This is a genomic window from Cyanobium sp. HWJ4-Hawea, assembly GCF_024345815.1.
In the GTDB taxonomy this organism is placed as follows: domain Bacteria; phylum Cyanobacteriota; class Cyanobacteriia; order PCC-6307; family Cyanobiaceae; genus Cyanobium_A.
On sequence record NZ_JAGQBV010000066.1, the window covers coordinates 1 to 10,675 of the forward strand.

Annotated in this window: 14 protein-coding genes and 2 pseudogenes; 6 read left to right on the forward strand and 10 right to left on the reverse strand. The window is 51.6% G+C overall.

Translation table 11 applies throughout. The features are described 5' to 3' along the window. Positions 1-284: 284 nt before the first annotated feature. From KBY58_RS11705 to KBY58_RS11715, 3 genes are read left to right on the forward strand one after another with little or no spacing between them, the layout of a single operon-like run. A complete protein-coding gene (locus tag KBY58_RS11705) occupies positions 285-1,256 on the forward strand; it encodes a hypothetical protein (protein ID WP_255004510.1) in 972 nt (323 codons plus the stop codon). Continuing rightward, a complete protein-coding gene (locus KBY58_RS11710) occupies positions 1,249-2,133 on the forward strand; it encodes a sulfotransferase domain-containing protein (protein WP_254933564.1) in 885 nt (294 codons plus the stop codon). The genes KBY58_RS11705 and KBY58_RS11710 overlap by 8 nt, the downstream gene beginning before the upstream one ends. Further along, a complete protein-coding gene (locus KBY58_RS11715; protein WP_254933563.1) occupies positions 2,123-2,665 on the forward strand; it encodes a hypothetical protein in 543 nt (180 codons plus the stop codon). Before KBY58_RS11710 ends, KBY58_RS11715 begins: the two co-directional genes overlap by 11 nt. A gap of 1 nt (position 2,666) precedes the next feature. Here the strand turns inward: KBY58_RS11715 and KBY58_RS11720 are convergent, their stop codons facing one another. Together KBY58_RS11720 and KBY58_RS11725 are read right to left on the reverse strand one after the other, a co-directional pair. Further along, positions 2,667-2,954, reverse strand: coding sequence for a PqqD family protein (locus tag KBY58_RS11720; RefSeq protein ID WP_254933562.1), 288 nt, complete (start codon positions 2,952-2,954; stop codon positions 2,667-2,669). A gap of 167 nt (positions 2,955-3,121) precedes the next feature. Further along, entirely contained in the window at positions 3,122-4,123 is a 1,002-nt protein-coding gene (locus KBY58_RS11725) for a carbamoyl-phosphate synthase (protein WP_254933561.1), read from the reverse strand. Positions 4,124-4,567: 444 nt separating this feature from the next. On the opposite strand from KBY58_RS11725, the pseudogene KBY58_RS11730 reads away from it, so the two are divergent. The 3 genes and pseudogenes from KBY58_RS11730 (at position 4,568) to KBY58_RS11740 (ending at position 7,654) form a co-directional block, all read left to right on the forward strand. After that, positions 4,568-5,639 (forward strand): annotated as a pseudogene (locus KBY58_RS11730) (site-specific integrase). A 338-nt stretch (positions 5,640-5,977) separates the two neighbouring features. Further along, the gene (locus tag KBY58_RS11735) at positions 5,978-6,529 is read left to right on the forward strand and encodes a hypothetical protein (RefSeq protein ID WP_254933560.1); all 552 of its coding nucleotides are present in this window, start codon (positions 5,978-5,980) and stop codon (positions 6,527-6,529) included. Positions 6,530-6,868: 339 nt separating this feature from the next. Beyond that, positions 6,869-7,654: a transposase gene (locus KBY58_RS11740; RefSeq protein WP_254933559.1), complete on the forward strand. Its 786-nt coding sequence runs from the start codon at positions 6,869-6,871 to the stop codon at positions 7,652-7,654. Positions 7,655-7,902: 248 nt separating this feature from the next. On the opposite strand, the gene KBY58_RS11745 is transcribed toward KBY58_RS11740, so the two are convergent. The 8 genes and pseudogenes from KBY58_RS11745 to KBY58_RS11780 form a co-directional block, all read right to left on the reverse strand. Then, positions 7,903-8,880, reverse strand: a complete 978-nt coding sequence (locus tag KBY58_RS11745; protein ID WP_255004511.1) for a carbamoyl-phosphate synthase — start codon at positions 8,878-8,880, stop codon at positions 7,903-7,905. 68 nt (positions 8,881-8,948) lie between these two features. Continuing rightward, positions 8,949-9,131 (reverse strand): hypothetical protein, encoded by a 183-nt coding sequence (locus tag KBY58_RS11750; RefSeq protein WP_254933557.1) that lies wholly within the window; start codon positions 9,129-9,131, stop codon positions 8,949-8,951. A 19-nt stretch (positions 9,132-9,150) separates the two neighbouring features. Then, positions 9,151-9,441, reverse strand: coding sequence for a DUF5615 family PIN-like protein (locus tag KBY58_RS11755; protein ID WP_254933556.1), 291 nt, complete (start codon positions 9,439-9,441; stop codon positions 9,151-9,153). Beyond that, entirely contained in the window at positions 9,438-9,659 is a 222-nt protein-coding gene (locus KBY58_RS11760; protein WP_254933555.1) for a DUF433 domain-containing protein, read from the reverse strand. The genes KBY58_RS11755 and KBY58_RS11760 overlap by 4 nt, the downstream gene beginning before the upstream one ends. 54 nt (positions 9,660-9,713) lie before the next feature. Next, positions 9,714-9,869, reverse strand: a complete 156-nt coding sequence (locus KBY58_RS11765; protein ID WP_254933554.1) for a hypothetical protein — start codon at positions 9,867-9,869, stop codon at positions 9,714-9,716. Positions 9,870-9,873: 4 nt separating this feature from the next. Beyond that, positions 9,874-9,996 carry a hypothetical protein gene (locus KBY58_RS11770; RefSeq protein ID WP_255004512.1) on the reverse strand — a complete coding sequence of 41 codons (123 nt, stop codon included), beginning with the start codon at positions 9,994-9,996 and terminating at the stop codon, positions 9,874-9,876. Between the two features lie 24 nt (positions 9,997-10,020). Further along, positions 10,021-10,305 carry a transposase gene (locus KBY58_RS11775; protein WP_255004513.1) on the reverse strand — a complete coding sequence of 95 codons (285 nt, stop codon included), beginning with the start codon at positions 10,303-10,305 and terminating at the stop codon, positions 10,021-10,023. 186 nt (positions 10,306-10,491) lie between these two features. Further along, positions 10,492-10,675, reverse strand: a pseudogene (locus KBY58_RS11780) (carbamoyl-phosphate synthase); the annotation flags it as partial.

The window sequence follows — 10,675 nt, forward strand, 5'->3', positions numbered from 1 at the left end:
CAGCCCCAGGGCCAATAGCAATGGCAGGGTGATGGCTGCCCCGCTGGAGGCGACCGCATTGAGGAAGCCGCACAGCACACCGGCAACCAGCAGCAGGATCCAGTTCGTCAAGGCAGGAGAAGGTTTGCTCCAGGATTGCAGAGCTGAACAATGATTGCGCGACCGGTGCCAGTTATTTGGATGCTGACCTAGGAACTGGTTCAGTTTTTGGGGCCCACGTCAATCCACGCCTTGCTACCCATAACAAACAAGCTCCCCTTCCCTGCAAGAGGATGGGAGTGCCAATGGGTAGGGAGCTCTGTTTGCCGTACTTCAGCGCCCATGGCCTGCTGTTGAGCAGTGATTTGGTTTTGCCGGAGTTGCGTGAGGTTGAGCAGGCTTCCGATCAGGAGCTGGTGTCGATAGGAGCTTCTGATCCAAAGCGATGGCCGGGGATGGAGGTGAGTTCCCATAGCACTCCAGCTTTGCAGCTTGGGCCAGCTGAGTGGCGCCTTGAGCTTGAGGGAATTGGTTGGTTTCGGGCGCTGGCGGGTACGGGGGTGGAGTGGGCTCGCTGGGACGACAGCGTCAGCGATCGCGACCTGCGTACATTCCTTGTAACCAGTGGTTTGGGAGCCGTGGCGATTCAGCGCGGCCGCCTTGCGCTGCATGGCACCGCACTGCAGCGCGACGGCCAGGCAGTGTTGCTTTTGGGACGCCCAGCTACGGGTAAATCCACATTGGCCTGGTGTTTATTGCAACAGGGCTGGCAATTGCTGAGCAGTGAGCTGGTGGTGGCGGATGGCCTGGGCCAGATTTGGCCTGGCATGCAACAAATCAAGCTTTGGCATGATGCAGCCGTGGCCCTCGGCATTGATTGGCAGGAGCTGCCGGCGGTGCGCCGTGGCCTCAAGCGCTATGCACTCCTGCCCCAGGAGTTACCCCAGGGAGTGGCCTGCGCACAAAAGCCGGTGACGCTGCGCTGTATCTATCAGCTAGTAAGGGAAAGAGAGGAGACTCCCAATCCAGCCCTAACTGCTTCCAAATCATTTTCTCAACAGGCTGCATTGCTGGCGCTACGTAATCAGATGTTTCACGCCAGGATGGTTCGTGGGATGGGCATGGAGCAGGAATTGTTTTTGCAGGCGGCGCAGTTGGCTCGAACGGTACCTGTGCATCGTTTGCGGGTTGCCGATGGAATCAAGGCGATGGCCGCTGCTGTTACTGCTGCAGATCTACTTGATCCTGCTTCTTTAATGGAGGCGAATGATGGCTGAGCAGGATCAGGGCTATTGGTATCTTGCGTCCTATCCCAAATCAGGCAATACCTGGTGCAGGGTTTTTATTACTGAACTGTTGCGGCTTGCAGGGGAAGTGGCCCCCGCCGAGCTTGATCTCAATAAAGATATTGAAACAGGAGCCATAGCATCGTCCCGCCTGTGGCTTGATGATCAGTTGGGTATTAATAGCTGTGATCTGAGTTTTGCCGAACTGGATGCCGTGCGTGGCCAAGCTGGTGCCAGTTCCTGGTTATTTGCAGAGGGCGAGCGGTTTCACAAGGTTCATGACGCCTTTAAATCTCCAGATTCGCGTGGGCGACCTGTAGTTAGCACCCAAGGTTGCAGGGGTGTTGTGTATATCATGCGTCATCCAGAGGATGTGGCTGTATCACTGAGTCATTTCTTTTCTTGGCCATTGGAGCGCTGCGTTTCTTTTCTGTTGGACCCATCTGCAGCACTTGTTCCATCTGATCGAATCGGTGGCAATCAGGTGCGTCAGCATATGGGCCGCTGGGATAATCATGTGCTTTCCTGGGCTGATCAGCAACAATTACCAGTGCTAGTTCTCCGCTATGAAGATATGCTCGCCAATGGACCAGCAAGCTTTGAAGGATTAGCACAGTTTTTGCAGTTGCCTGCAGATCAAAATTTAGTAAATCAGGCTCTGGCCAACACTTCCATAGATCGTCTGCAGAAGTTGGAGGAACAACTTGGTGGATTTATGGAGAAGCCAAAGGGTTGTAAGCGATTTTTTCGCTCTGGCCGAACCGGTGAGGGGGCTGAGTTGTTGAGTATTGCCCAGCGCAGCTTGCTGAATTCTGAGCTCAGGGAAGTGATGCAGCGCTTTGATTATGGAGAAGCAGATGGCCTCTAGTTTCTCGATTGAATTTATATTTGGCAACCTTAATGATGGTTTGCGATCTGAATTGCGCTCGTTTTGGGCCCTCAATCAAACGGCTTTTCAGGCCGAGTTGCAAGGCTTTCGATCTGGGCTAGCCCAAAATCGTTTGCTGGAACCAAAAGGTTTGATGAAACGGCAGCCTGCGGCAATTGCCCGTGATCAGGGCGGCGAAATTATTGGAATTGTCTTTTTGGCCTTGAGAGAGCTTAATGCTGGCCTTGATCTAGGCACGCATGCATATTTTCAGCGAATGTATATATTGCCCAGGGAAAGGAATGCTCGGCTTGCCAATCAGCTGTATCTAGCTTTCCTAGCCGGCTTTGATAACGCCCTTGAATTGCGGGACCATCGAGCAAGATACCTTTTGTCTGAAAATATAAATGTAGGGCTGCAGTCTGCATCTATGCGGCGTTATTTTGCCCGCCATGGCTTTCGGATTTTGGGCTCTAATCAATTTGGGAGTGAGGTTTGGATCCGAAAACTTGAAACACTGTTTGTTTTTTGAGCTAATCGCTTTTGATCTGGCTGACAACCTTTTTGCGTAGGGCTTCTTCTAGCCAGGCCGTTACGTCTTTGATGCAGGATGGTCGATCGATTTCATATTCTTTTGCTAGTTCCTCGCAGATTTGGTTAATCGTTGGAGCATTGCCAAGGCTATTCCAGATTGCAGTGCCAGATTCATTTAGCACAAGATATTCGGAGGTGTTGCTTTGAAACAGGGCAATTTCACCGTCAAGTTCGCTGCAAACTGCCTGGGGGTGTCGCTTGAAGCGATCTGTGTTGGAGAAGGTCATGGAACAAATAATAGAGCCGCAAGGCCTAGAAGAGCCAATGGCATTCGTAATGGCAATAGAGAGCTAAGTATGTGGAGATATGTGAGTGATTAAAGAAATAAAAAGCCCCTGTGGTGGTAGGGGCTTGTGGGGTTACGCTTTCAGTTGAGGGTGTTGGTGGCAGGCAGTCACTTTGCGGGGAGGGTTGGATGGCAACCGTAGGAACCCGATACGTTCGTGGAGCATCGTGTGGATTTATCGTGCACCCTGACATCCCTATGTTTAACAGTCTCAGTTAAGGCTTGAATAACAGGTGTTTTCCATTGTTTTTTGCTACTTGGTGCGCCATAGCCATTGCTGCCAAAGCGATATTTTAAGTCTCCTGAAACACGGGTATCAAAGGCATCATCATAGGAAAGATTGACGCCAAGAGTAAGCCCATTGGTGATGTTGTAGGCAAGCCTGCCTAAGACACCAGAGCCATCGGCGGTATTGAGGTCACCATTTTGATAGTAGTAACCAATAGAGGCACGAAAATCAGGGGTGATGCTGTAGCCAACATCTAAACCATAGGTATCTAGTGCGCCGCCTTGATAAACGCTATTGAGCTTGGCATTTGTGGTGCCGATTGGAACAAGGGCATAGGCATTGAAGTTCCAGCTATTGCTAACAGCTTCTAAGCCTGCTGCAACTTGCTGAAAGAAGACTGTTTGAGAGTTGCTAACACTTACACCAGTATCTGCAGGACCTGCAGCCACTGGGCGGCTGTCGTAGCCAGCATTAACGCCAAACATCCAGGAGCGATCTGAGTTCAGCCAGCGGTAGCCCAAGCGTGTAGAGGTTGATAAAGTGGTGCCTGAAACCTCAGTATTAATCAGGCTGCTGTAGTTGCCGTAGTCACTGAAGTTGGCATTTACCAAAAAGTCTACAAAGGCAACGCTATTTTTCCCTACATTGAGTGGAATGAAAGCACCCAGCCCAGCTTCATTTGGAGTGCCAGCGCCTTGTAATTGCCCTTGAAAGCCGTAGTTGAGCTTAACGGCATCTCTGAGGTTGAGATCCAGCACACCTGTTTCCTTGGCTGGTTCAGTTTCTTCTGCGGCAACAGGGCTGATGGCAATAGGCGTGTAGGCAAGCGCTAGGGCGGCGCTACCAGTAATTGCAAGCGACAGACGAACAGATCGCAGCATTCCTCAGGCTCATCGCAATATTAAGCTGATTTTGAAGCGGAGTCGTTGCGGCGTAAGGCTTTCGGGGGTCAGTTCTCCTTTTGGTAGCAGGCAGGCATCAGGCTTTGCGAGTTCATAAAGCCACTCCCATAGCCATTACGCCTCCAAGTGCCTCCCCCAGCAACGCAGGTCTGAATGGAAAGCTTGGGTGGTTTTTAAGGTTGGCAGTAGTGGGATACACCACTGCGAGAAGCGAGCCTTGGCATTTAAAAGCTCAAGCTGGGCTTGATTTTTGAGGATTGTCATTAGGGCAGCCAGCCAATAATCAAGCCACCGCAACCGATTTACCTGATATTTCCTTCCAGTAGGGCGCCAACCGCTACAAAGTGCTACGACTTTTAGTGGCTCTGTTGGATAAATCAGTGGTGGAGCCTTAGCCCTGGTGGCAGCAATACCCCCATAATCTTGCTGAAACCACCTTCCTTGCGCAATAACAATGGCAGCCTCCAGGTGCGGGTAAGGATTGATGGGCGTGATGCCTTTATCAACCGCTTAGGTCGCTGGAGTGACCCAGTGGCAGTTGCCAAAGCCCACGCCATTGCCGCCCAGATATGGAGCGATTACCAGCAGGGAGTATTTGATCGGAGCCTGATGGCTTATCAACCCCTTATCAACGGCAAGGAAGTGGGGTTACTGGAGGCGTTGAGGGTAAGGGCAGAGAGCAAGCGACAGGCTGCTGCCATCCACGCCTACAGGCTGCTACAGCGCTATGACAAGCCCATTCGTAACCGGCAGTGACGCAGAAGTATTTCTGGGGTGGTTGAGGGCAGAGGGATTGGGCGATAGCACCATTGCTGGGCTGATGACCCATTACCGCCAGTGCTCTGTAGGCAACCGCCACCTGTTTTCCCACCAGCTGAAATGGCAACGGCGCTCAGTGTTGAGTGATGTGCTGAGCGCAGAAGAAATCCAGGCAGGGCTGAGCGATTTGGAGAGCAAGGAGAGCTGGTATTACCCGTTGTTTTTGCTCTGGCTCAGCACTGGGCTAAGGAATGCTGAAATCAGGGGTTTGACCTGGGATTGCCTGAAGTGGGAGGAAGGTGAGGTGCTGGTTTGTAAGAGCCTCAGGCGTGATGGGTATTCAAGCTGCAAGGTGGAGTGGGCTCCAACCAAGACAGGGAGAGAGCGTGTGGTGCCCTTGACGCCCCAGGTGCTGAAGACCTTGAAGCAGCACAGGGCTGAGATGGAGCAGTTGGGTCTTTATGACCCCTATGGATTGGTGTTTGTCACCCCCACCAGTCACGGCAATGTCTACGACCATCTGCTGGCTCGTGTGTGGCACCGCAGCCTCCAGCGTTGTGGCTTGAAGCCCCGCCGCCTCTACGCCCAACGCCATAGCTTCTTGTCTCACGCATTAGCGATGGGAAACTCACCCGCTGATTTGGCAGCGGCGGCAGGTCATTCCACCAAGATGCTGCTGGATACCTACGCCAAACCAACAGGCAGATTGACGATGCCGAGTTGGCAGACAGCCTGAAACGAAAACCCAAAAAGGATGCTTATTTCTGAGCTATAAAAGTGCATGCGCCACCAATCAATTAAATAGGCACGAGCAACGAGAAATAGCAATAAAAACAAGCCTTAGCGAAGCAGCTCTCTTGTGGTCTTTACCCGCAGATGTTGGTGCGTCACCAAATCCCCATAGGCAGACCCTGTAAAACTTATAAGTCGCATAAATAATCACTGCCCGCAGTGCTTACTCAGTGGATTGAGAAGCTTTAGCTGCGAGCAAATCAACAGAAGAGATGTGCTGGATGCCGAAGGGTGTGCCAGTGCTTTTGCGTGAAAAGAAACCAAAGATACCCCTAAACACAAATGAGCTCAATACAAAGCCAATATCAACAAGAGCGCCATCAAGCCCAAAGGTTGAAACGCAATATCAAACGCCTCATTCACGATCAGCTCCACAGCATCAACCCCTGGTGGCTGATTAGCTTTCACTACCGAGACCACCACAATAAAGAAGATGAGTTGCTAAATGATGTTGCTGACCTCAAGCGGAAACTACAGCGCATCATCTTTAAATCCCGTGATAAGAGCATCAAAGGTGCTGGTAGCTTCCCTTACCCAAAGATGCTGTTTTTCCACGAAACCAGCCACCAGGGCACAGGGCAATATCACACGCATCTAATCACAGAAAAGCTACCAGCAAGCCTAAATAGCCAATATGAGACGGAAACCCTGTTTTCTAAACGATTACCCCATAAGGTCAAAGCGTTGTCTAAATGGAAATCTATTGATATTCAACGCATTAACCCACAGGATGATGATTATAGACGCATCAGCAGTTATTTGGGAAAGCAGAGCAGCTTAGAGCTGATTGCCCTTGACCCATTCAATAGCGACCTATCAACAAGAAGAAAATGAGAAGAAACCAACTCACCATCACCTACCCAGAAGGCGACGCCAATCAGCTCCACCAAACGCTACTGGCATTGAAGAAAAGCCGTTGCTTGAATGTCTCAGCATTTTGTAGAGCAGCGATTGCTGAGAAGTTGGAGCGATTAATGCCACTGGAGGCACTCCAGTGAAGACCATCACCATACGGTTGCCTGATGTGGAGGCAGCAATGCTCCTTGAGGTTGAGAAGGTGAATAGGGGGTATAGAGACCTCCAGGGTTTGCTAATCAGCCAAATCCAAAATGAATACAGGAAGACGCCAAAAGGTAGAGCATCAAAGTGAAATAGACAGCCAGAGCAGCAGCAATGCCCCGCCCACCACGCCGTTTGCCTCAGGGGTATTCGTTTCATATCACGCTCAGGTGTAATAGCCGCCAGTTTTTGATTGCCAAAGGCTTGAGACGGGATGTGCTGCTGGCAGTGCTCGCCAAGGCACAAGCAAAGGTGCCGCATAGGTTGTATGCGGTGTGTCTAATGGCAAATCACCTGCATCTCCTCATCAAGCCTGATAATGCCTCCCAGTTACCCCGTTTGATGCACTGGGTTGGCTGGTATTCAGCAATGGCACTCAACCGACTTTCTGGGCGTTGCGGGCACTTCTGGGAGGCACGGTATTACGCCACTGCGATTGCTCCCAAAGACCACAGAAGGGTGCTTAATACACTCAGGTATATTCACGCCAACCCCAAAGCAGCAGGAGTGCGTAAGGGCTTTTATGACCCCTATTCCAACTACGGGCACTACGGCAGATTGGAATGCGATGGCATCAGTGAATGGCATCCAAGTTTCCTGCAACTTGCACCAAGCCTGAAGGAATGCTCCAAGCGTTATGAGCGTTTCTGCCAGAAGTATCGCCATCACAGCAAAGGAGCAGCCAAGTGCCACTGGGGCTCAAGGATGCTGAAGCGACTGATTGCAAAGGGTAGGGGTCTGCAGAGTAATAGGAAGCGAGTATCACCAGGGCAACAGCAACTCCCTTTTCTCTTTGATTGTCGTCTAAATCAAATCCCCGATGAGTGGCACCAGATAGCGTTTAGATTTAAGCGAGCCAATGGCATCCGTGACGGCGACAGTGAGCGAAGTATTTGGTAGTTGTGTTGGGGCAATAAATGTATTTTTTAAAAGCAAGTATTACCGAAGCATAGCTTTGCTGCGCTTGAGAAAAGGTGAAATATTTTTATGGCAGTAAAAGCGGCTCAAAGTTGGCAGGAAGTTGGGAGATGGTGCCAGGTATAGGAAGGTCTTTTGGAGGATTTGGGAATGATTAAAGAAATAAAAAGCCCCTGTTGTGGCAGGGGCTTGTGGGGGTACGATTGCTCTTCAAAGGCCCATCGACATCTCTAAGGTCCAGCCACCGAACACTGTCTTCGTGTGCAGGTGGATGTATCGTGAACCCGTACATCCCTATGTTTAACTGTCTCAGTTAGTGCTTGAATAACAGGTGTTTTCCATTGTTTTTTGCTACTTGGTGCGCCATAGCCATTGCTGCCAAAGCGGTATTTTAAGTCTCCAGAAACACGGGTATCAAAGGCGTCATCATAGGAAAGATTGACGCCAAGAGTTAGCCCATTGGTGATGTTGTAGGCAAGCCTGCCCAATACACCAGAGCCATCGGCGGTATTGAGGTCACCATTTTGATAGTAGTAACCAATAGAGGCACGAAAATCAGGGGTGATGCTGTAGCCAACATCTAAACCGTAGGTATCTAGTGAGCCGCCTTGATAAACGCTATTGAGCCTGGCATTTGTGGTGCCGATTGGAACAAGGGCATAGGCATTGAAGTTCCAGCTATTGCTCACGGCTTCTAAGCCTGCTGCAACTTGCTGAAAGAAGACTGTTTGAGAGTTGCTAACGCTTACACCAGTATCCGCAGGACCTGTAGCCATTGGTCGGCTGTCGTAGCCAGCATTGACGCCAAACATCCAGGAGCGATCTGAGTTCAGCCAGCGGTAGCCCAAGCGGGTAGAGGTTGATAAAGTGGTGCCTGAAACTTCAGTATTGATGAGGCTGCTGTAGTTGCCGTAGTCGCTGAAGTTGGCATTTACCAAAAAGTCTACAAAGGCAACGCTATTTTTCCCTACATTGAGTGGAATGAAAGCACCTAGCCCAGCTTCATTTGGAGTGCCAGCACCTTGTAATTGCCCTTGAAAGCCGTAGTTGAGCTTAACTGCATCTCTGAGGTTGAGATCCAGCATGCCAGTTTCCTTGGCTGGTTCTGTTTCCTCTGCGCCAACTGGGCTGATGGCAATAGGCGTATAGGCAAGCGCTAGGGCAGCACTACCAGCAATGGCAAACGACAGACGAACAGATCGCAGCATTCCTCAGGCTCATCGCAATATCTAAGTTATTTTGAAGCGGAATCGTTGCGGCGTAAGGCTTTCATGTGTCAGTTCTGCTTTTGGTGGCAGGCATCAGGCTTTACGAGTTCATAAAGCCACTCCCATAGCCAGCGCACCCACCCAGCCCTTGCACCACTACTGCGTCTGGCGCCCTGGTGAGGTGACTCCCGGTAACTGCCAGCAAAGATGACCCGCTCGACAATGCGGCGCGCCTTTTGGGTGAATGTCAAGCCAAGGCCTCAGGGCCTGCTACTTGATCGCCTCGATTCGTGTCCATATCCTGGCAAGAAAAGCGTGAAACTCGCCGCGGCGCATGTTCCCGAAGCGAAGATGCACCACCCACGGCGGTGGCGAGTTGAGAATGATTCGATTCGAGAAGTCAGTGTCTTTCGTCACGATCACCAGCTCCTCCAACCTGGCGACCTCCCAGATCTCTCTATCACTCATGCCTCGACCGAGTTCAGCCACATGGGTGAAGGGGAGCGACGGCTGGAAGCGCAGCTGCCGGGGCACATTCTCATCAAAGACGAAGCCCTTCAAGCGACGCTTTGCAGCGAGAACTGATGGCTCATCAGATCGGAGGAGAAGCGGATGCAGGCCAGGATGTCATCCCGGGTCAGGGTCGGATACTCCTCTAGGACATCCTCGATGGCATCGCCAGCAGCAAGAAACTCCAGCACCGTTCGGGCCGTTACACGGGTGCCCTTGATGGTCGGCTGACCATTGCAGATGTTTGGCTCAACGACGATTCGCTCCATGCTCTTAGCCTCCTGAGGGCATGCTAGTTGCCGTGGAGGGCCAAGACCACGCCGTCATTGCCGAGGGCTGAGGGCTCGTTGCATCCAGCTGGTGAGCACGGTTTCGATGTTGCCGGCATGCCACTGAAGCGGACTCTTGCAGTCGGTGCAGCCCCAGCGGCGGAAGTTACGCCCCGGCTTGAGGATCCCCCGGAGCCGCAGACGGCGCACCGATTCACGGCTGACACTCAGCAGCTTGCAGGCTTGTGCGGTTGATGAAGTTGGCGATGCTGGGCACGTGGAACTGGGAGCGGAAGGCCCGGAGGGTCGGAATCGCTGGGACTGGGCTGCAGCTCACCTGCTTCAGTCGCAGTAGATGGGGTTAGCCCAGTCCTCGCTCCCGGCAGTAGGCGTTGAGCTCCGTGACATTGAGGCCTGCGGTCTCGAGAACCCTCGTAAACGTGTCAGCAGCACTCCAGCTTTCTGGTTCCTTCTCGGATGTCGGCACCACCTCTTCCTGCAACCGCCAGGCCTTCCTCCAGTTGTAGAGGATGACTATGTGAATGCCATTCTCTGCTGAGATCTGAGAAACGCTCTGCCGCATTGGCGGACTCATCCGCCTCCTGACTTCAGCCTTGACAGCCTCGCTGTAACGACGCTGAAGCAAGTATTAGTGAAGCAGAGCCTTGCTGCGCTTGGAAATAGTTCAAATAGTTTTATGGCATCAAAAGCAGCTCAAAGTTGGCGGGAAGTTGTTAGATGGTGCCAGGTGTCGGAAGGTCTTTTGGAGGATTTGGGAGTGATTAAAGAAATAAAAAGCCCCTGTAGTGGTAGAGGCTTGTGGGATTACGCTTCAGTTAGATCTGCGCGCCACTGGTGTGGTTTCAGGGTGTGGTTGATTATATGTGGCTTTATCGTGCACCCTGACATCCCTATGTTTAACAGTCTCAGTTAAGGCTTGAATAACAGGTGTTTTCCATTGTTTTTTGCTACTTGGTGCGCCATAGCCATTGCTGCCAAAGCGATATTTTAAGTCT

What these genes read in the sequence shown, in the direction of transcription:
- KBY58_RS11725 (WP_254933561.1), bottom strand. Translation starts at nt 4,123, where the DNA reads ATGCTGCGATCTGTTCGTCTGTCGCTTGCAATTACTGGTAGCGCCGCC.
- KBY58_RS11745 (WP_255004511.1), bottom strand. Translation starts at nt 8,880, where the DNA reads ATGCTGCGATCTGTTCGTCTGTCGTTTGCCATTGCTGGTAGTGCTGCC.
- KBY58_RS11710 (WP_254933564.1), top strand. Translation starts at nt 1,249, where the DNA reads ATGGCTGAGCAGGATCAGGGCTATTGGTATCTTGCGTCCTATCCCAAA.
- KBY58_RS11705 (WP_255004510.1), top strand. Translation starts at nt 285, where the DNA reads ATGGGTAGGGAGCTCTGTTTGCCGTACTTCAGCGCCCATGGCCTGCTG.
- KBY58_RS11740 (WP_254933559.1), top strand. Translation starts at nt 6,869, where the DNA reads ATGCCCCGCCCACCACGCCGTTTGCCTCAGGGGTATTCGTTTCATATC.
- KBY58_RS11720 (WP_254933562.1), bottom strand. Translation starts at nt 2,954, where the DNA reads ATGACCTTCTCCAACACAGATCGCTTCAAGCGACACCCCCAGGCAGTT.
- KBY58_RS11735 (WP_254933560.1), top strand. Translation starts at nt 5,978, where the DNA reads ATGAGCTCAATACAAAGCCAATATCAACAAGAGCGCCATCAAGCCCAA.
- KBY58_RS11760 (WP_254933555.1), bottom strand. Translation starts at nt 9,659, where the DNA reads ATGGAGCGAATCGTCGTTGAGCCAAACATCTGCAATGGTCAGCCGACC.
- KBY58_RS11715 (WP_254933563.1), top strand. Translation starts at nt 2,123, where the DNA reads ATGGCCTCTAGTTTCTCGATTGAATTTATATTTGGCAACCTTAATGAT.